Source organism: Burkholderia sp. FERM BP-3421, from assembly GCF_028657905.1.
Lineage (GTDB): Bacteria > Pseudomonadota > Gammaproteobacteria > Burkholderiales > Burkholderiaceae > Burkholderia.
Genome location: NZ_CP117782.1, coordinates 2,144,144 through 2,163,152 on the forward strand (window position 1 = coordinate 2,144,144; position 19,009 = coordinate 2,163,152).

Annotated in this window: 18 protein-coding genes, 1 other RNA gene and 1 riboswitch; of the genes, 10 read left to right on the forward strand and 9 right to left on the reverse strand. The window is 68.4% G+C overall.

The annotated features are described in order from the left end of the window. Positions 1 to 15: 15 nt before the first annotated feature. A complete protein-coding gene (locus tag Bsp3421_RS25610) occupies positions 16 to 1,896 on the reverse strand; it encodes a TonB-dependent receptor domain-containing protein (protein ID WP_273998676.1) in 1,881 nt (626 codons plus the stop codon). Positions 1,897 to 1,970: 74 nt separating this feature from the next. Then, positions 1,971 to 2,211, reverse strand: a riboswitch (cobalamin riboswitch). 187 nt (positions 2,212 to 2,398) lie between these two features. On the opposite strand from Bsp3421_RS25610, the gene Bsp3421_RS25615 reads away from it, so the two are divergent. From Bsp3421_RS25615 to Bsp3421_RS25635, 5 genes are all read left to right on the forward strand, one after another. Continuing rightward, entirely contained in the window at positions 2,399 to 2,749 is a 351-nt protein-coding gene (locus tag Bsp3421_RS25615; protein ID WP_273998677.1) for an ATPase, read from the forward strand. After that, positions 2,746 to 3,060 (forward strand): cell division protein ZapA, encoded by a 315-nt coding sequence (locus tag Bsp3421_RS25620; protein ID WP_273998678.1) that lies wholly within the window; start codon positions 2,746 to 2,748, stop codon positions 3,058 to 3,060. Before Bsp3421_RS25615 ends, Bsp3421_RS25620 begins: the two co-directional genes overlap by 4 nt. Before the next feature lie 92 nt (positions 3,061 to 3,152). Further along, positions 3,153 to 3,334, forward strand: a non-coding RNA gene (gene ssrS / locus Bsp3421_RS25625) — 6S RNA. Positions 3,335 to 3,406: 72 nt separating this feature from the next. Further along, positions 3,407 to 3,868 carry an EVE domain-containing protein gene (locus Bsp3421_RS25630; RefSeq protein ID WP_273998680.1) on the forward strand — a complete coding sequence of 154 codons (462 nt, stop codon included), beginning with the start codon at positions 3,407 to 3,409 and terminating at the stop codon, positions 3,866 to 3,868. A gap of 193 nt (positions 3,869 to 4,061) precedes the next feature. Beyond that, positions 4,062 to 4,799, forward strand: a complete 738-nt coding sequence (locus tag Bsp3421_RS25635; RefSeq protein WP_273998681.1) for an SIMPL domain-containing protein — start codon at positions 4,062 to 4,064, stop codon at positions 4,797 to 4,799. 73 nt (positions 4,800 to 4,872) lie between these two features. On the opposite strand, the gene lgt is transcribed toward Bsp3421_RS25635, so the two are convergent. Continuing rightward, the gene (gene lgt, locus Bsp3421_RS25640) at positions 4,873 to 5,763 is read right to left on the reverse strand and encodes a prolipoprotein diacylglyceryl transferase (protein WP_273998684.1); all 891 of its coding nucleotides are present in this window, start codon (positions 5,761 to 5,763) and stop codon (positions 4,873 to 4,875) included. Between the two features lie 84 nt (positions 5,764 to 5,847). Continuing rightward, positions 5,848 to 6,759, reverse strand: coding sequence for a LysR substrate-binding domain-containing protein (locus Bsp3421_RS25645; protein WP_274004358.1), 912 nt, complete (start codon positions 6,757 to 6,759; stop codon positions 5,848 to 5,850). 159 nt (positions 6,760 to 6,918) lie between these two features. Between Bsp3421_RS25645 and ilvD the strand changes: the two genes are divergently transcribed. Both ilvD and Bsp3421_RS25655 read left to right on the forward strand, forming a co-directional pair. Beyond that, on the forward strand, positions 6,919 to 8,592 hold the full coding sequence (ilvD, locus tag Bsp3421_RS25650; RefSeq protein WP_273998686.1) for a dihydroxy-acid dehydratase: 1,674 nt from the start codon (positions 6,919 to 6,921) through the stop codon (positions 8,590 to 8,592). A 129-nt stretch (positions 8,593 to 8,721) separates the two neighbouring features. Next, positions 8,722 to 9,045, forward strand: coding sequence for a c-type cytochrome (locus tag Bsp3421_RS25655; protein WP_273998688.1), 324 nt, complete (start codon positions 8,722 to 8,724; stop codon positions 9,043 to 9,045). Between the two features lie 15 nt (positions 9,046 to 9,060). On the opposite strand, the gene Bsp3421_RS25660 is transcribed toward Bsp3421_RS25655, so the two are convergent. Genes Bsp3421_RS25660 through Bsp3421_RS25670 form a run of 3 tightly spaced genes read right to left on the reverse strand, consistent with a single transcriptional unit; the run spans position 9,061 to position 12,990 of the window. Next, the gene (locus Bsp3421_RS25660; protein WP_273998689.1) at positions 9,061 to 11,004 is read right to left on the reverse strand and encodes a DUF2486 family protein; all 1,944 of its coding nucleotides are present in this window, start codon (positions 11,002 to 11,004) and stop codon (positions 9,061 to 9,063) included. A 20-nt stretch (positions 11,005 to 11,024) separates the two neighbouring features. Further along, positions 11,025 to 11,441, reverse strand: a complete 417-nt coding sequence (locus tag Bsp3421_RS25665; RefSeq protein WP_273998690.1) for a DNA polymerase III subunit chi — start codon at positions 11,439 to 11,441, stop codon at positions 11,025 to 11,027. A 37-nt stretch (positions 11,442 to 11,478) separates the two neighbouring features. Continuing rightward, complete coding sequence (locus Bsp3421_RS25670; protein ID WP_273998692.1) at positions 11,479 to 12,990, reverse strand: leucyl aminopeptidase; 1,512 nt, start codon at positions 12,988 to 12,990, stop codon at positions 11,479 to 11,481. Between the two features lie 122 nt (positions 12,991 to 13,112). Between Bsp3421_RS25670 and lptF the strand changes: the two genes are divergently transcribed. The 3 genes from lptF to Bsp3421_RS25685 are packed head-to-tail and all read left to right on the forward strand — an operon-like array spanning position 13,113 to position 15,754. Next, positions 13,113 to 14,210, forward strand: coding sequence for an LPS export ABC transporter permease LptF (gene lptF, locus Bsp3421_RS25675; RefSeq protein ID WP_273998694.1), 1,098 nt, complete (start codon positions 13,113 to 13,115; stop codon positions 14,208 to 14,210). 3 nt (positions 14,211 to 14,213) lie between these two features. Beyond that, positions 14,214 to 15,365, forward strand: coding sequence for an LPS export ABC transporter permease LptG (gene lptG, locus Bsp3421_RS25680; protein WP_273998695.1), 1,152 nt, complete (start codon positions 14,214 to 14,216; stop codon positions 15,363 to 15,365). Between the two features lie 5 nt (positions 15,366 to 15,370). Next, positions 15,371 to 15,754, forward strand: coding sequence for a sirohydrochlorin chelatase (locus tag Bsp3421_RS25685; protein WP_273998696.1), 384 nt, complete (start codon positions 15,371 to 15,373; stop codon positions 15,752 to 15,754). A 64-nt stretch (positions 15,755 to 15,818) separates the two neighbouring features. Here Bsp3421_RS25685 and cobA read toward each other — a convergent pair whose 3' ends face one another. The 3 genes from cobA to cysD form a co-directional block, all read right to left on the reverse strand. After that, positions 15,819 to 16,595, reverse strand: a complete 777-nt coding sequence (cobA, locus tag Bsp3421_RS25690) for a uroporphyrinogen-III C-methyltransferase (RefSeq protein ID WP_273998698.1) — start codon at positions 16,593 to 16,595, stop codon at positions 15,819 to 15,821. Between the two features lie 61 nt (positions 16,596 to 16,656). Continuing rightward, positions 16,657 to 17,973, reverse strand: a complete 1,317-nt coding sequence (locus Bsp3421_RS25695; RefSeq protein WP_273998699.1) for a sulfate adenylyltransferase subunit 1 — start codon at positions 17,971 to 17,973, stop codon at positions 16,657 to 16,659. A gap of 22 nt (positions 17,974 to 17,995) precedes the next feature. Beyond that, positions 17,996 to 18,958: a sulfate adenylyltransferase subunit CysD gene (gene cysD / locus Bsp3421_RS25700; RefSeq protein ID WP_273998700.1), complete on the reverse strand. Its 963-nt coding sequence runs from the start codon at positions 18,956 to 18,958 to the stop codon at positions 17,996 to 17,998. Between the last annotated feature and the right edge of the window lie 51 nt (positions 18,959 to 19,009).

Below are 19,009 nucleotides of genomic sequence, written 5' to 3' on the forward strand. Positions count from 1 at the left end.
GCCCCGCCGCGTGCGTCACGGCTGCTGCCAGCCGATCGTGACGTAGGCGCCGCGGCGCGGCGTGTTGTACGCATAGGCAAGTTCGTAATCCTTGTCGAGCAGGTTGTCGATGCGCGCGCTCACGTACCACGCCTTCGTGATGTTGTAGCGCGCGGACAGGTTGACGACCCCGTAGCCGCCGAGCGGATTGCCGGTGTCGTTGCGCGCGCCGCTGACGAGCCATTCGCCGCCGACGCGCCAGCCGCCGAACGCGCGGTTCAGCGCGAACGATGCGAAGCGGCGCGCGCGCCGGTTCAGGTCCTGGCCGGCCGTCTCGTCGACCGGGTTCTGCACGGTCGCCGCGACCCGCACCTCGGTCTTGCCGACATGGCCCTGCCACGAGCCCTCGACACCCTGCACCTTGGCCCGGCCGATGTTCACGGCCTGATAGTAATAGCTGTTCGCGACCGGCTGGTAGTCGATCAGGTCCGTGTAGCGCGTCTGGAACACCGTCACGCGCGCCACGCCGAGCGCGTCCGACGCGTACTGCACGGCGGCCTCGACCGAGTGGCTGCGCTCGGGGCGGATCGCCGGATTGCCTGCGTTCGGGTAGTACAGATCGTTGAAGCTCGGTGCGCGGAATGCATCGGAATAGCTGGCCGTGACCTTCCAGTGCTCGGTCACGTCGAGCCCATAGCCGAGATAGTAGCTGTTGGCGCCGCCGAAATCGGAGTACTGGTCGCGCCGCACGTTGGCCTGGAACTGGCTGTTCCCGAAGCGGCCCGTGTAGCCGAGCCAGCCCGAATTCACATGACGCTGCGGCGCGGCGAACACGTCGGAGTCGAACGCCTGGTCGAGCCGCTCATAGCCCGCCTGGATGCGCTGATCCTTCAGCGGCGCGAAATCGTTTTGCCAGGTGTACTGGCGGTTGTCGGTGTTGAAGTGATCGGTATAGGCGCCGTTCAGCCAGGACTGGCTTCGATCGTTGCCGCTCGCGACGCGCAGATGCGTGGTCCACCAGTCGGTCAGCTTGCCGTCCGCGAACGCGGCGATCTGCTGCACCTTGGTATACAGGCTGTTGAGATCGGTCGGCTGCCCGTAGGCATTGTCGAAGCTGGTGTCGCCGTTGCTCTGGAAGTAGCTGACACCCGCGCTCCAGCGCGCGTTGAAGCGATGCTTGAGCGACGCGGCCACGCTTTCGTCGAGATAGCCGTTCGCATTCGGATTCGCCTGCGGCTGCCGGACCGGATCGATGGCCGAGAAGCCGTCGGTCTTGTCGCGCGACAGCGACACGCTGAAGGTCGTGTCGCCCGCCGCGTCGAGCCGGCCCGACACGCCCGCGGTCTGGCTCTGCGTGTGATAGCTGCCATAGCCGACCGAGAAGTTGAAGCGCGGCGGATGATCGCCGCCGTCCTTCGTGAACACCTGCACGACGCCGCCGATCGCGCCCGAGCCGTACAGCGACGACACGTTGCCGTTGACGATCTCGACCCGCTCGATCTGGTCGAGCGGCAGCTGCGCGATCTGCGCCTGGCCGAGGCTCGCCGAATCGACCCGCACGCCGTCGATCAACACCAGCGACTGAGTCGACTGCGCGCCGCGCAGGAACAGGCTCGCGGTCGCGCCGGGCCCGCCGTTGCGCACGATCTGCGCGCCGGGCGCGAGCGCGAGCAGGCCGGGCAGATCGGTCGCATTGCTGTTCTCGATGTCCGCGCGGGTAAACAGAGTGGTTTGCGGCAGCGCGTCCGCGAGCGCTTGCGGGGCACGCTGCGCGGTCACGACGATCGGCTCGAGCTGGGTCGGCGCGGCGGCGGACGAAGGCGGCGGGGAAGAAGCAGGCGGCGTGCTCTGCGCGACGGCGGCGCACGGCAGCCCGGAACACGCGACGAGCGCGGCGCGGGCGATCTGGGTTCGCATCGATGAATCCTGTTGAACGGTGCGGCCCCCGCCTCCCCGCAGGTTCCGCCTCACGAGGACGGCGCGCATCGCGCGTCCGCCCTCCCGCCCTGGCCGGTATCCGGGCTGGCGGCGTCACCGCCCCGCCTTCCCGCGCGCATCGCGCAGTGGCCGCGCGGCAAACGCCGCGCTTGTGGGGACAGCTGGCATCGCACGCGATGCGCCGCTTACCGTTGCGGGGGCAGCGCAGGTTGGCCGGTCCTGGCGGACCGTGCGCCCTGCTTCCCGTTTAACCGCGTGCGCGTGCACGCGAGCACCAAAGCGGCGCCAGTGTAGGAGCGCGGGTGCCGGCCGTCAAGAAAGCCTCCCGCGCGCCGCGCGCGCCCCCCAGCTCGCGGGATTTGACCCAGATTTGTCGCAAAATTCGCATCAACACGCATGAACGTTACGTCTCGATACGATCCGGATCTCGGGTTGGACGATAATCCGCGCTAAAATGCTGGGTCTTTAGAGGACGCAGCAGATGCTCAACGAACTCGAAACTCTATCTCAAAATATTGGCCGTTTGATCGCGCTGAACAAGCGTCATCACACGGAGCGGCTCGCGCTCGAAGAGCAGCTCGCGCAATTGCGCACGGAAGCGGAAGCGACCCGCACGGAACTCTCGCAACTGCGCGAGGAACGCGACGCCCTTGCGGCGGAGCGCGACGCGCTGTCGGCGAAGATCGACGATGCCCAGGTGAAGCTCAATGCGATTCTCGAGAAGCTGCCGCGCGCGAAGAACGCGCCGGACGCGGAAAACCAGCTCGACCTGCTCGACCCGCGCGATGATGCGCGCGAGGGCGGCCCGGCCAGCCACGGAGAACATGCATGAGCACCAAGCAGATCGAAGTATCGATCCTCGGTCAGGCGTATCGGCTCGCCTGCTCCGCCGACACCGAAGCCGCGTTGCTCGAGGCGGTCGCGCGCGTCGATGCGGAGATGTCGAAGATCCGCTCGAACAGCTCCGTGCGCGGCACGGATCGCATCGCCGTGATGGCCGCGCTGTCGCTCGCGTCGGAGCTTTTGAGGCTGCAACAGAGCGTGCGGCACGGAGAAGCATTTCCCGCGGAGGAAATCCGGCGTACAATGCATCAAATGAATGAACAGCTTGGTGCAGTGCTCGCACAGCACGAAGCGCAGTAAGCGGGTCGCACGGGTTCTCGTGGTGCTTGATGTCCAGCGTGATGAGCATCGCGCAAGCCACTGAATCCAAACACGATCCGCACGATTAGTCAGCTTCCCTGCCTGGTTCGCCAAGGTCATATATTCCTTGAACCAATGCCATGTGCACGGTTGCGGAAATTTGTAGCACGGGCGCGCGCGTCACTCTGTCTGATGTACCCGATGTGCTGCTAACTGCGACCAATTCTGAACCCCAGGTTCAGGATGCCGGCCTAGCGGCCAAGGCGGGGGCCTTTTCAACGGCATCGGGCGATTCCCGATGCCGTTTCCTTTTGCGGCAGCCTTTTTCCTGCGTCGATCACGATCCATGCACCACTGGCTGATGAAGTCCGAACCGGACGAAGCGAGCATCGACGATCTCGCGAACGCGCCGCAGCGCACGCTGCCGTGGACCGGCGTGCGCAACTATCAGGCGCGCAACTTCATGCGCGACACGATGCACATCGGCGACGGCGTGCTGTTCTATCACTCGAGCTGCCCCGAGCCCGGCATCGCCGGCCTCGCCGAGGTCTGTTCGACGCCCTATCCCGATCCCACGCAGTTCGATCCGAAGAGCCCCTATCACGATCCGAAATCCACGCGCGAAACACCGCGCTGGATGCTGGTCGACGTGAAGTTCGTGCGCAAGTCGCCGCTCGTGCCGCTCGCCGCGTTGCGCGAGCACGACGCCCTTGCCGACATGCGCGTGCTCGCGAAAGGCAACCGCCTCTCGATCACGCCCGTCACGCCCGCCGAATGGCGCTTCATCACGCAGAAGCTGATGAAGTGAGGTCGCGCCGCGGCCCGCTTCAAGGAAAGTCAAATCGGCCGGCCCGGCCGGCCGCGCAGCGGAACTCGGCGCGCCTTTCATTGGCCTAACGGTCGCTCAGCCGGCAAGCCGCCGGTTACGATCCTCATCAGGCGCGGCCTCGTACCGCGTTTTTGCGCGTATCGCGTGCGCGCTTCCGTTCAAGGAGTCCAACATGACGAAAAAAACCGCCCTCGTGCTCGCTCTCGCCGTCGCCACCGTGGTGCCCGTCGCGCTGTCGCTCGCCCCGTCCGTCGCACGCGCGCAGAGCGTCGGCCAACAACCGCCGCCGGCCGGCGTGCTGTCGCTGTCGGCACAGGCCAGCGCCGACGTGCCGCAGGACGTCGTCACGATCACGCTGTTCTACGAGCAGCAGGCGCGCGACCCCGGCAGCCTCACGGCGGACCTGAACCGCCGCGCCGACGCGGCGCTCGCGCAGGCGCGCGGCGTCGCCGGCGTGACCGCGCGCACGGGCGCGTTCTCGGTCTATCCGAGCACCGACCGCGACGGCAAGATCTCCGCATGGCGCGGCCGCACCGAGGTCGTGCTCGAATCGCACGACTTCGCGGCCGCCTCGAAGCTCGCCGGCCAGCTCGCCACGACCCTGCAGATCGCCGGCGTCGACTTCTCGCTGTCGCCCGAGGCACAGCGCGCCGCCGAGCAGAAGCTCACGACGGAAGCGATCAAGTCGTTCCGCACGCGCGCCGAGGAAGCCTCGAAGGCGTTCGGCTACAGCAGCTATTCGATCCGCGACGTCAACGTCGGCGGCGGTCACAACGTGCAGCCGTATCCGCGCATGATGGCGATGGCCGCGGCCGCGCCGATGTCCAAGGACGCCGGCGCGCCGATCTCGGTCGAGGGCGGCAAGGCGACCGTGACCGTCAACGTGAACGGCTCGGTCCAGATGAAGTGACGCGCGACGCGCGACGATAAAAAAACGCCGGCTCCCGCCGGCGTTCTTCATGGTGCGCGGCTCACGCCGCCCGTCATGCGCGCGCGGCGCGCGCGCCACGACGATAGGCCCACACGAGCATCGCGATGCCCGCGAGGATCATCGGCAACGACAGCCACTGCCCCATCGACAAGCCGAACGTGAGCAGTCCGAGGAAGTCGTCGGGCTCGCGCGCGAACTCCACGGTGAAACGCGCGAGGCCGTAGCCGATCAGGAACACCGCCGACACCGCGCCGAGCGGCCGCGGCTTGCGCGCGAAGAAGAACAGCACGAAGAACAGCGCGACGCCCTCGAGCGCGATCTCGTAGAGCTGCGACGGATGGCGCGGCAGCATCTGATACTGCATGAACACCTCGTTGAGGTTCCACTTCGCGGCAAGCGCCGGATGCGCGCCGAGCCACGCGGCATCGTCGCGCGCGGCGCCGGGGAACAACATCGCCCAGGGCGCGTCCGGGCTCGTCACGCGGCCCCACAGCTCGCCGTTGATGAAATTGCCGAGACGCCCCGCGGCGAGCCCCGTCGGCACCATCGGCGCGACGAAGTCGGTCACCTCCATCCAGCTGCGCTTGCGCTGCCACGCGAACAGCGACATCGCGAACACCACGCCCAGGAAGCCACCGTGGAACGACATGCCGCCCTCCCACACCTTGAAGATGTCGAGCGGGTGCGAGAAATAGAAGCTCGCCTTGTAGAACAGCACGTAGCCGAGACGGCCGCCGAGCACGGTGCCGAGCACGCCGTAGAACATCATGTCGTCGATGTCCTTCGCGGTCCAGCCTTGCGCCGCGACGTGCGGCAGGCGCAGCCGCAGCCGGCCGACCACGATCGCCGCGATGAACGCGACCAGATACATGAGGCCGTACCAGCGGACGGCGAGCGGCCCGAGGTGGATCGCGACGGGATCGAAATGCGGGTGAATGATCATGGATAAACGGTGTAGGGTTCGGATTCATCGCGCCGCGCACGAGGTGCGCGACGCGTGTTTGACGGCGGGCGCGCGCCGAGGTTCTCAGCCGTCGATGCCGGGCGCCGCGCGCCGCACGATCTCGATGAAGGCCGCGAGCACCGGACTCACGTCGCCCGTGCGCCAGGCCAGCCCGGTCTCGACGACCGGCGCGTCGGCGGCGAGCGGCCGGTAGATCACGCCCGTGCGCCGCAGGTTGCGCAGCGACTGCGGCACCAGCGCGACGCCCATGCCGGCCGACACGAGGCTCACGATCGTCTGCATCTGGATCGCCTCCTGGCCGATGCGCGGCGTGACGCCCGCCGCGCCGTAGCAGCCCGTAATGATGTCATAAAAGCCGGGCGCCAGACGACGCGGAAAGATCACGAGCGGCAAGTCCGCGACCTCGGCGAGGCGCACCGGCGTCTCCTCGCCCGCCTTCGACGCGTCGGCCGGCATCGCCACCACGAGCGGTTCGCGCGCCACGGGCAGATAGGACAGCACGGCCGCATGCCGCGGCGGCACGGGCGGAATGATCAACCCGGCGTCGATCCGCCCGGCCGCGAGTTCGTCGATCTGCACGTCGCTCGTCGCCTCGGTCAGTTGCAGCCGCACGTGCGGATTGCGCGCGCCGAACTCGCGCAGCAGGTTCGGCAGCAGGCCGTAGTCCGCGGTCGACACGAACGCGAGCGACAGCGAGCCGGCCTCGCCGCGCGCGAGACTCTGCGCGAGCGGCGGCAGCGCGTCCGCCGCAGCCAACAGCCGCTCGACCTCGGGCAGGAGCGCCGCGCCCACCGCCGTCAGCTCGACCGAGCGCTTGGTGCGCGCGAACAGCGCGACGCCCAGCGCCTCCTCCAGCGCGCGGATCGCCTGCGACAACGGCGGCTGCGTCATCGACAGCCGGGCGGCCGCGCGGCCGAAATGTCGCTCGTCGGCGACGGTCACGAAATAGCGCCACTGGCGCAGGTCGGGGCTCACCTCGGTCACGCTCCCTGATATGTTGATCGACCTAATCGGCTATGAATAATATATTGGACATTCCCAAAGAGAAACTGCATCCTTGGCCCACTTGAGCCGTTCCGCCCGTGCCGCGGCCGGCCGCCCCGCAATCAAGACAACAAACGGATGGAGTTCCCCATGTCGTACAACCGCCGCTCGAAGAACATCACGCAAGGCGTCGCGCGCGCGCCGAACCGCTCGATGTATTACGCGCTCGGCTACCAGAAGGACGATTTCGACAAGCCGATGATCGGCATCGCGAACGGCCACTCGACCATCACGCCGTGCAACGCGGGCCTGCAGCGCCTGTCCGACGCCGCCGTGAAGGCGGTCAAGGACGCCGGCGCGAATCCGCAGATCTTCGGTACGCCGACGATCTCCGACGGCATGTCGATGGGCACCGAGGGGATGAAGTACTCGCTCGTGTCGCGCGAGGTGATCGCCGACTGCATCGAGACCTGCGTGCAAGGTCAATGGATGGACGGCGTCGTGGTCGTGGGCGGCTGCGACAAGAACATGCCGGGCGGGATGATCGCGCTCGCGCGCCTGAACGTGCCGGGCATCTACGTGTACGGCGGCACGATCCGCCCCGGCCACTGGAAGGGCAAGGACCTGACGATCGTGTCCTCGTTCGAGGCGGTCGGCGAGTTCACCGCGGGCCGGATGTCGCAGGAAGATTTCGAAGGGGTCGAGAAGAACGCGTGCCCGACGACCGGCTCGTGCGGCGGGATGTACACCGCGAACACGATGAGCTCGTCGTTCGAGGCGCTCGGCATGTCGCTGCCGTATTCGTCGACGATGGCGAACCCGGACGACGAGAAGGTCGACTCGGCCGCCGAATCGGCGCGCGTGCTCGTCGAGGCGGTGAAGCGCGACCTGAAGCCGCGCGACATCATCACGAAGAAGTCGATCGAGAACGCGGTGTCGGTGATCATGGCCACGGGCGGCTCGACCAACGCCGTGCTGCACTTCCTCGCGATCGCGCACGCGGCCGAGATCGACTGGTCGATCGAGGACTTCGAGCGGATCCGCAAGCGCGTGCCGGTGATCTGCGACCTGAAGCCGTCGGGCCAGTTCGTCGCGACCGACCTGCATGCGGCGGGCGGCATCCCGCAAGTGATGAAGATCCTGCTCGACGCGGGCCTGCTGCACGGCGACTGCATGACCATCACCGGCGAGACCATGGCCGAAGCGCTCAAGGACGTGCCGAGCGTGCCGCGCGCCGACCAGAAGGTGATCTACCCGATCGACCGGGCGCTGTACAAGGAAGGCCACCTCGCGATCCTGAAGGGCAATCTCGCGGAAGACGGCGCGGTCGCGAAGATCACCGGCCTGAAGAACCCGGTCATCACCGGCCCGGCGCGCGTGTTCGACGACGAGCAAGGCGCGCTGCAGGCGATCCTCGACGACAAGATCAATGCGGGCGACGTCGTCGTGCTGCGCTATCTCGGCCCGCAGGGCGGCCCGGGCATGCCGGAAATGCTCGCGCCGACCTCGGCGATCATCGGCAAGGGGCTCGGCGAAACGGTCGGCCTCATCACCGACGGCCGCTTCTCGGGCGGCACCTGGGGCATGGTGGTCGGCCACGTGGCGCCGGAAGCCTTCGTCGGCGGCACCATCGCGCTCGTGCAGGAAGGCGACTCGATCACGATCGACGCGCACCGGCTGCTGTTGCAGCTGAACATCGACGACGCCGAGCTGGCGCGCCGCCGCGCCGCCTGGAAGCAGCCGGCGCCGCGCTACACGCGCGGCGTGCTGGCAAAGTACGCGGCGCTCGCGCTGCCCGCGAACAAGGGCGCGGTGACGGGCTGACGCTTGCGGACAACGGCCGGGGCATCCCGGCTGCGTCAAGGAAGCGGGGGGCGCGAAAAACTCGCGCCCCCTTTGCTTTTATAATGCGCGCAAACCAAGCCGGACACCCACGCCGGCGGAGACCTCTAGATGATACGAATCCCGTTGCGTCTGATGGCAATCCTGCTGGTTGCCGCCGGAGCCAACGCGCATGCGCAGCAAGCCGATGGCCCGACGCTCGCGCAGCGCAGGAACTGCATGGCCTGCCATGCGATCTCGCAGCCCCTGATGGGGCCGTCGTTCAACGCGATCGCGGACAAATACGCGGCGCGCGCCGACGCCGCGCCCTATCTCGCGCAGGCCATCGTGAAAGGCAGCGTGGGGGTGTGGGGCAGCGTGCCGATGCCCGCCAATACGCAACTGACGAACGCCGAAGCGGGCACGCTCGCCCACTGGATCCTGTCGCTCAAGTAAGCGGCGCGCGCCGCCTCATGCGGTATCGGTATCGGCGCCGCGCGCGGCGCGGCGCGCCAGTTCGTCGTCGACCGCTTCCCTGACCCAGCCCGCGATCTCCACCTCGAGCGTGCGCGCCACCTCGCGCGTGACCTCGTCGACGAGCCGCGCGCCGTGATCCCGCAGGGCCGCCTCGCAGCGGGCCTCGATCAGCGCACGCCCCGCTCCGCCCAGATAATCGGCCACGCGCCGCTGCAGGCGGCCGGCGATCTCGCGCGCGTCGACGCGCGCATCCGCCGCGGCGGCCGCGAACGACGCCAGCGGCGGCGGCGTGACCGCTTCGGGTGCGGAATGGGACGCCGGCAACTCGTCGGCAAACGCCGGCGGCGCGTCGAATGCGGTCAACAATTCGGCAGCCGGCGTGGCGGCCTGGAGGTCGACGCCGTCGGCGGGTGGTGCCAGCTCGGTCGCGCGCGCCGGTTCATGGTTCGCGCTCGTGGCGGGATCGTCGGTCGGCGCGGATGCGGCCGATGCCTCGTGCGACGCCGTTGCGCCCGCGAGCAAGGGAGAGGTCGCCAAGGGCCGGCCGGGGAACGGCGCGGACAAGGCCGATGCGGCTTGGGCAGACGTCGGCGTGGACGCGTCGGCCGGCGATATCGCACCGAGCGCTTCGGCGCGTATCGCCGACGGCTTGCCGGGGGGCGGTATATCGGCGGGGGGCGGCGATACGGCTTCCGGCGCTTCGATGCGCTTCTCCGGCGGCGATGCGCCGACCGGTTCAAGCACCGTCGCACCCGACTTGCCCGGCTCCAGTACCTCGGTCAGCGTCGGCGGCATCGGGAACGGTTCGGCCTGCGACGCGGCTTCCGGCGCTTCGACACGGCCCGCCGGCGGCGATGCGCCGACCGGTGCAAACGCCGTCGCCCCCGACTTGCCCGGCTCCAGCACCTCGGTCAGCGTCGGCGGCATCGGGAACGGTTCGGCCTGCGACGCGGCTTCCGGCGCTTCGGCACGGCCTGCCGGCGGCGATGCGCCGACCGGTGCAAACGCCGTCGCCCCCGACTTGCCCGGCTCCAGCACCTCGGTCAGCGTCGGCGGCATCGGGAACGGTTCGGCCTGCGACGCGGCTTCCGGCGCTTCGGCACGGCCTGCCGGCGGCGATGCGCCGACCGGTGCAAACGCCGTCGCACCCGATTTGCCCGGCTCCAGTACCTCGGTCAGCGTCGGCGGCATCGGGAACGGTTCGGCCTGCGACGCGGCTTCCGGCGCTTCGGCACGGCCCGCCGGCGGTGCGGCGAGCGCTTCGCCCGACGTCGCGTCCGGCTTGCCCCGCTCCAGTACGGTGGTCAGGAGCGGCGGCATCGCGGGCGGTTCGGTCGGCGACACGGCTTCCGCCGCCTCCCCACGCCCCGCCGCCGGCAACGCGCTCGCCGGTTCACCCGGCGCCGCCTCCGGCCGCCGGCCCGGCGTCAATACCTCGGTCAATACCAGCGGCATCGCGGATGCGAGCGTCCGCGCGTCCATTGGCTCCGCCGCCTCGAATCGTTCCGGGGCGCCCTGCTTGAGCACGTCGGTCAACAACGGCGGCGTCGAGGCCGCCTCGCCCGCCGCCAGCAGCGCATCGGCCGGCGATACGGCGCCCGGCTCCGCCGGCACCGGCATCGACGCCTCGGCCTCGCCCTCCGCCAACGGCGCCGCCACCGGCCTGCCCGGCGTCAGCACATCGGTCAACAACGGCGGCATCGGGGCCGCCTCGGCCCCGGGCGCCACCGGCTCGCCCGGCGCCAGCACCTCGGTCAATACCGGCGGCAACGCCCCCGGCTCGTCCGCGGTGCGCGAGCCGGGCACGAGGACATCGGTCAACACCGGCGGCATCGAGGCCGACACAACCGGCCTGCGCCCTTCCGCTGGCGCCGTCGGCTTGCCCGGCGTCAGCACGTCGGTCAGCACCGGAATCGAGGATGCGGGGACTTCCTGCACGTGACCTCCGTCCGGCAAGGCTAGGCGCCTTGCTTGTAGTTGTTGAGCGCGTAACCGCGATCGCGGTAGAACCGGTAGCGCTCACGGCCCGCCGCCAGCTCGTCCGGCGCGTTGCCGACGACTTCGAGCAGGCGCTCGAAGCGCGCGAACTGCGCGGGCACGTCCACGCCCAGGTTCAACAGGATCTGATGATGCGGCGCGCGCTCGAGGTCGACCGTCAGCACGATCGGCGTGCCCGCCGCATGCGGGCTGTCGACCGAGCAGTGCGGAACGAAATCGAGCGGCGAGAAGGTCCACAGCCGCTCGTCGAGCGCGCGCAGGCGCGCGGCGTCGGCGAGCACGACGACCGGCTGCCCAGCCTGATAGGCCTTGCGCAGCAGCCGACACGCATACGCGAGCGAATCGCCGACGTTCGAATGAAAATCGATGCGCGTCATCGCCCGTCGCGCTCCGTCGCGTTGCCGCCTTGCGCCATCACGCGCCGGCGCGGTCGATCAGGAACTGCGCGAGCAGCGGCACCGGACGGCCGGTCGCGCCCTTCGCCGCGCCGCCCTTCCACGCGGTGCCCGCGATGTCGAGGTGGGCCCACGGATAGCTTTCGGTGAAGCGCGACAGGAAGCACGCCGCCGTGATGCTGCCGCCCGGACGGCCGCCGATGTTGGCGAGATCCGCGAAATTCGACTTCAGCTGTTCGTGATACTCGTCGTCGAGCGGCAGGCGCCAGGCCGGATCGCCCGCTTCGCGCGACGCATCGAGCAGTTCGCCCGCGAGCGCGTCGTCCTTCGAGAACAGCCCGCTGTTGTGATGGCCGAGCGCGATCACGCATGCGCCCGTCAGCGTCGCGACGTCGATCACGGCCGCCGGCTTGAAGCGCTCCGCGTAGGTCAGCGCGTCGCACAGGATCAGCCGCCCTTCCGCGTCGGTGTTGAGCACCTCGATCGTCAGCCCCTTCATGCTGGTGACGATGTCGCCCGGCTTGGTCGCGTTGCCGGCCGGCATGTTCTCGCAGGTCGGGATGATCGCGACGACATTGAGCTTCAGGCCCATTTCCGCGACCGCGCGGATCGTGCCCAGCACCGAGCCGGCGCCGCACATGTCGTACTTCATCTCGTCCATGCCTTCGCCCGGCTTCAGCGAGATGCCACCCGTGTCGAACGTGATGCCCTTGCCGACCAGCACGATCGGCGCAGCCTTCGCCGCGCCGCCGCGGTAGTGCAGCACGATGAACTGCGGCGGCTCGACCGAGCCGCGCGTGACCGACAGGAACGAGCCCATCTTCAGCGCCTGGATCTGCTTGAGGCCGAGCACCTCGGCCTTCAGGCCCCAATCCTTGGCCAGCTGCTTCGCGGTGTTCGCGAGATAGGTCGGGGTGCACACGTTGCCCGGCAGGTTGCCGAGGTCGCGCGTCAGGTCCATCCCGTTGGCGAGCGCCACCGACTGCTTGACCGCGGTCTTGGCGGCCTTCTCGTCGGCCGGATCGACGCTGAACACGACGCGCTTGAGCGCATGCGCGGCCGTTTCCGGCTTGCTCTTCAGCTGCGTGAAGCGGTAGGTCTCGCCGCGCAGGGCGAGGATCGCCGCGCGCACGCCCCAATCCGCGGTGCGTTCCGCGATCGGCAGTTGGGCGAGCGTGAAGGTGGCCTGGACCACCTTGGTCGCGAGCAGCGCGCGCCAGGCGGCCTTCGCTGCGTCGTTATAAGCTTTCTGGCCGAAAGCATCCTGCTTGCCCAGGCCGACGAGCAGCACGCGCGATGCGCCGATGCCCGAAACTTCGTGCAAAAACAAGGTCTTGCCGGCTTTGCCGTCGATATCGCCGGCCTTGATCACGCGCGAGATCAGGCCCTTCGTGGCCGTATCGATGTCGAGCGCCGCGCCCGACAGGGACTGCGCCTCGAACACGCCGAGCACGATGCAGTCCGACTTGCCCGTCACGAACCCCTTCGACGTGCCTTTGCTCCAATCACAGCCTTTTATGCTAAAGTCCATCGCGCTTGTCCTCGGATAAAATCTGGGCTAAGGATGAAAGCCGCAATTATCCGCTATTTTTCCCGTGGCGGAGTGAGTACCTCCCCACGCGTGCGCTGCCTCCCGCCCTCTTCTCATCAATAATGATCTTCGAACGCTCCCTCCAGCGCGAGCTTGCGTATACCGCCGGCGCTGTATTCATGGTGCTGCTCACGATCATGCTGACGTCGATGATGATCCGCATCGTCGGCTACGCGGCATCGGGTGAAGTCAGCCCCAAAGACGTGCTGGTGCTGATCGGCCTGACGGTGATCGGCTACCTCGCGATGATTCTCGTCGGCACCCTGTTCGTGTCGATCCTGTTCGTGCTCACGCGCTGGTACCGGGATTCGGAAATGGTCGTCTGGCTCGCCTCCGGCGTGAGCCTGACCCGCCTCATCAAGCCGATCGGCCTGTTCGCCACGCCGATCATCGTGCTGATCGCGTTCTTCGCGTTCATCGGCTGGCCGTGGTCGAACCAGCAGAGCAAGCTGATCAAGGCGCGCTTCCAGCAGCGCGACGAGGTATCGCTGCTCGCGCCGGGCCAGTTCCGCGAATCGACCTCGACCAACCGGGTGTTCTTCATCGAGAAGATGTCGCCGGACCAGAGCAAGGTGCAGAACGTGTTCGTGACCACCACCGAGCACGGCAAGGTCAACGTGGTCGTGTCGCAGACGGGGCACACCGAGACCATGAAGAACGGCGACCGCTTCATCGTGCTCGAGAACGGCCGCCGCTACGACGGCGCGCCGGGCCAGCCGAACTTCAAGATCATGGAGTTCGAGCGCTACGGCGTGAAGATCCAGAGCAAGCAGGTGGTCAACCAGCCGACCACCACCGGCACCCCGACGCTCGACCTGCTGCGCAACCCAACCAACGAAAACCTCGCCGAGTTCGCGTGGCGCGCCGGGCTGCCGCTGATCGCGATCAATCTGATGATCCTCGCGATCCCGCTTTCGTACCAGAATCCGCGCCGCGGCCGCACCATCAACCTGGTGATGGCCGTGCTGATCTATCTCACCTACTCGAACCTGTTGAACGTGGTGCAATCGCAGATCGAACGCGGCAAGCTGCCGTTCAGCGTCGGCCTCGTCGTGCTGCACACCGTGGTGGCCGCGATCGTCGGCGTGATCTTCTGGCTGCGCGTGCGCAATCGCCCGCTGTTCACGCGCGCGCTGTTCCGCCGCTCGCAGGGGGCCTGACCGATGCGCCTCTACGAGAAATACTTCGCGCGCCAGATCTACGTGACCTTCACGTTCGTGCTGTTCGCGTTCTCCGGCCTGTTCTTCTTCTTCGACCTGATCAGCGAACTGAACTCGGTCGGCCACGGCAACTACAAGTTCGGCTACGCGGTGCTGCGCGTCGCGCTGCAGACGCCCTCGCGCTTCTACGAGATCATCCCGGTCGCGACCTTGATCAGCTCGATCTACGTGTTCGCGCAGATGGCCGCGAACTCCGAGTTCACGATCTTCCGCGTGTCCGGCCTCGCGACCAACCAGGCGCTGCGCTCGCTGCTCAAGATCGGCGTGCCGCTCGTGATCGTCACCTACATGATCGGCGAATTCGTCGGCCCCTACTCCGACCAGCTGTCCGAGCGCGTGCGGCTCGAGGCGCTCGGCTCGTCGGTGTCGTCGAACTTCGCGTCCGGCGTGTGGGTCAAGGACACGCTGACCGCGCGCGACAACGGCGAACCCGTCACCCGCTTCGTCAACGTCGGCAAGCTGTCGCCCGATTCGACCATCAGCGACGTGCGCATCTACGAATTCGACTCGAAGTTCCAGCTGCAGAACGTCCGGATCGCCAAGACGGGGCGCTACCAGCCGCCCGGCCACTGGCTGCTGACCGACGTCACCGACACCCAGCTCACGAGCCTCGCACCCGCGCCGGCCGGCCAGCCGACCGACGCGCTGAATCCCGTCTATCGGTCGAAGCAGGTCGAGATGCCGCAATACTCGCTGCGCTCCGACCTGACGCCGCAGATCCTGTCGGTGCTGCTGGTGTCGCCGGACCGGATGTCGATCTTCAACCTGTTCCGCTACATCCAGCACTTGCGCGAGAACCAGCAGGACACGCAGCGCTACGACATCGCGCTGTGGCGCAAGCTGCTGTATCCGTTCGCGGTGTTCGTGATGCTGGTGCTGTCGCTGCCGTTCGCATACCTGCACACGCGCGCGGGCGTGGTCGGCGTCAAGGTGTTCGGCGGGATCATGCTCGGCATGAGCTTCCAGCTGTTCAACACGCTGTTCTCGCACATCGGCACGCTCAACACCTGGCCCGCGCCGCTCACCGCCGCGATCCCGGGCCTCGCCTACCTTGCGCTCGGGTTGTTCGCGCTCAAGTGGGTCGATCGTCACTGAGCATCATGGGCAAACACGGTCTCGTCCTGTTCGGCCACGGCGCGCGCGACGCGCGCTGGGCCGAGCCGTTCGAACGGCTCGCCGACCGGCTGCGCGCGGCGCGCGGCGCCGACGCGCCCGTCGTGCTCGCGTTTCTCGAACTGATGACGCCGACGCTGCCCGAGGCGGCCGCCGCGCTCGCCGCGCAAGGCTGCGACGCGATCACCGTGATCCCGGTCTTCTTCGGCCAGGGCGGCCACGTGCGCCGCGACCTGCCGCAACTGCTCGACGCCTGCCGCGCCGCCCAGCCGGGCATCGCGTTCGCCTGCGCGAGCGCGGTGGGCGAAAACGACGCGGTGCTCGACGCGATCGCCGGCTATTGTCTGCGCCAGCCGCCTCCCGCGCCCTGACGCCCTGAAACGCGCATAAAAAAACGCTGGCCCACGGCCAGCGTTTTTTATTCCCGGACGCGCCTCACGCGGCGTCGCGCATCCCGCCGCCTTCCGCCCCGGGCTCCGCTTCGCCGTCGCCCTGGCCCGCTCCTCGCGCGGCGAATGCCTCGCCGATCATCAGCAGGCTCGGTTGCGTCGCATCGAGCCAGGCCTGCGCGTCCCCGGCCGCCATCGCATCGAGCGTGAGCGTCAGCCGGCGCTCGCGCGGCGTGCTGCACGCCTCGACGATCGCCACCGGCGTCGTGCCCGCGCGCCCCGCGTCGATCAGCTCGCGCGCGATGCCGGGCGCGCTGTCGCGGCCCATGTAGTAGACCAGCGAATCGGCGTTCACCTGCTCGCGGAGCGCCTCGCTGCCCGGCGCGCGGCTGTGGGTCGCGAACGCGACGCTGCGCGCGACCCCGCGCAGCGTCAGCGAGCGCTTGAGCGTCGCCGCGCCGGCCAGCGCGGCGGTGATGCCGGGCACGACCTCGTAGTCGATCCCGGCCGCCTCGAGCGCGCGCATCTCCTCGTCGGCGCGCCCGAACAGCATCGGATCGCCGCCCTTCAGGCGCACCACCACCGCGTGCTCGCGCGCCGCGTCGACCAATTGCTTGTTGATGAACTGCTGCGCGGTGGAGCGCTGCCCGCAGCGCTTGCCGACCGCGATCCGGCGCGCATGCGCCGGCGCGTAATCGAGCATCGCCGGCTCGACGAGCGCGTCGTGCAGCACCACGTCGGCGTCGGCCAGCAGGCGCGCGCCGCGCACCGTGATCAGGTCCGCCGCGCCGGGTCCCGCGCCGATCAGATACACCTTGCCCATATGTGTTCCGTTTCCTCGAATCCGTGCAAGCGGGCCGCGCGGCGACGCGCGGCCCGGACCATCATGCGGAAAATTCGCGGATCATCCCTGCCGCGACCGTGTGATGGGTCGCCTCGTCGATCAGCACGAACGCGCCCGTGCCCGGGTGCGCATCGTAGGTGTCGCACACGATCGGCTTTTGCAGCGTCAGCGCGACCCGGCCGATATCGTTCATCTTGAGATCGTGGCGGTCGGTCGCATGCGACAGCGTATGCACGTCGAGCACCTGCCGGACTGCGCCGATCTTCGTCAGCACCGTGTTCGTGGTCTGCTTGAGCAGGTATTTGCGCTGCGTCGACAACGGCGTGTCGTCGAACCAGCACAGGTCCGCCTCGAGCTTCTTCGCAGGCTCGATACGCCGCGCGGCCGGCACGAAGGTGTCGCCGCGCGACACGTCGACGTCCTCGGCGAAGCGGATCGTGACCGCCTGCCCCGCGAACGCACGCTCGACCGCCGCGGTGCCGCCCGGCACCGGCGCGATGATCTCCGCGACCGTCGCCTCGCGGCCCGACGGCAGCACCGCGAGCGCGTCGCCGACCTGCACCGCGCCCGCCTCGACGCGGCCCATGTAGCCGCGGAAGTCATCGGCCGAGCTGCCGTCCTGGCGCGCGACCCACTGCACCGGGAAGCGCAACGCGTCGCCAGCGTCGACCTCGACGGGCAGCCGCTCGAGCACGTCGAGCAGCGCCTCGCCCGCGTACCACGGCATCTTCTCGCTCGCGCCGACGATGTTGTCGCCCTTCAGCGCCGACACCGGCACGAAGCGCACGCCGGCGAGGCCGAGCTGCTGCGCGAGCGTGACGTAGGCGTCGCGGATCTCGTTGAAGCGGGTCTCGCTGTAGTCGACGAGATCCATCTTGTTGATCGCGACGATCACGTGCTGCAGGCCGAGCAGCTTGACGATCGCGCTGTGACGCTTGGTCTGCGGCAGCAGTTGCGCGACGCCCTGCTCGAACGTGACGCGGGTCGCGTCGATCAGGACGATCGCCGCGTGCGCGGTGGACGCGCCCGTGACCATGTTGCGCGTGTACTGCTCGTGGCCCGGCGTGTCGGCGATGATGAACTTGCGCTTCGCGGTCGCGAAGTAGCGATACGCGACGTCGATCGTGATGCCCTGCTCGCGCTCGGCCTCGAGGCCGTCGGTCAACAGCGCGAGGTCCAGCTCGTCGCCGACCGTGCGCTTGTTCTTCGCGCGCGACAGCGCGGACAGCTGGTCGGACAGCACGGCCTTGCTGTCGTACAGCAGGCGGCCGATCAGCGTGCTCTTGCCGTCGTCGACGCTGCCTGCCGTGATGAAGCGCAGCACGCCGAGGTCTTCGTGATTCTCGATGATGCTCATGATGTCGGTGTCCTCGTGTGCCTCAGAAATAACCCTGCTTCTTGCGCTGCTCCATCGCCGCCTCGGAGGCCTGGTCGTCCATCCGGGTCGCGCCGCGCTCGGTGATCTCGGTCACCGCGGTTTCGGCGATGATCTTCTCCACGTCGTCCGCGTCGCTCGCGACCGGGCAGGTGCACGAGATGTCGCCGACCGTGCGGAAACGCACCAGCGCCTGCTCGCTCGTTTCGCCCTCGCGGATCGGCGTGAGCGGCGTGACCGGCACGAGGAGACCGTTGCGGCGCACGATCTCGCGGCGGTGCGCGTAGTAGATCGACGGCAGTTCGAGCCCTTCGCGCGCGATGTACTGCCACACGTCCAGCTCGGTCCAGTTCGAGATCGGGAACACCCGCAGATGCTCGCCCTTGTGCAGGCGCGCATTGAACAAGCTCCACAGTTCCGGGCGCTGCGCCTTCGGGTCCCACTGGCCGAATTCGTCGCGGAACGAGAAGATGCGCTCCTTCGCGCGCGCCTTTTCCTCGTCGCGGCGCGCGCCGCCGATCATCGCGGTGTAGCCGTGCTGCTCGATCGTCTCGAGCAGCGTGACGGCCTGCGCGGCGTTGCGCGAATCGGTCTCGCGGCGCAGCACCACGGTGCCGCGCTCGATCGAATCCTCGACGTGGCCGACGATCAGCTCCGCGCCGATCTCCTGCGCGCGGCGATCACGGAAATCGATCACCTCGCCGTAGTTGTGGCCCGTGTCGATGTGCACGAGCGGGAACGGCAGCGACGTCTTGCGGTTCGCGCCGAGGCCGAACGCCTTCAGCGCAAGGTGCAGCACGACCACCGAATCCTTGCCGCCCGAGAACAACAGCGCGGGCTTGCTGCATTCGGCCACGAGTTCGCGCAGGATGTGGATCGACTCGGCCTCGAGCCAGTCGAGGTGGCCCATCCGGCCGGCGCTGCCGACGGGCGGGGCAAAGGCGGAGTGTTCGAGCGTCGTGCTCATGGTCATCAGTCCTTGTTCTGGGTCGCGCCCACCGTTTCCGGGTGGCGCGGG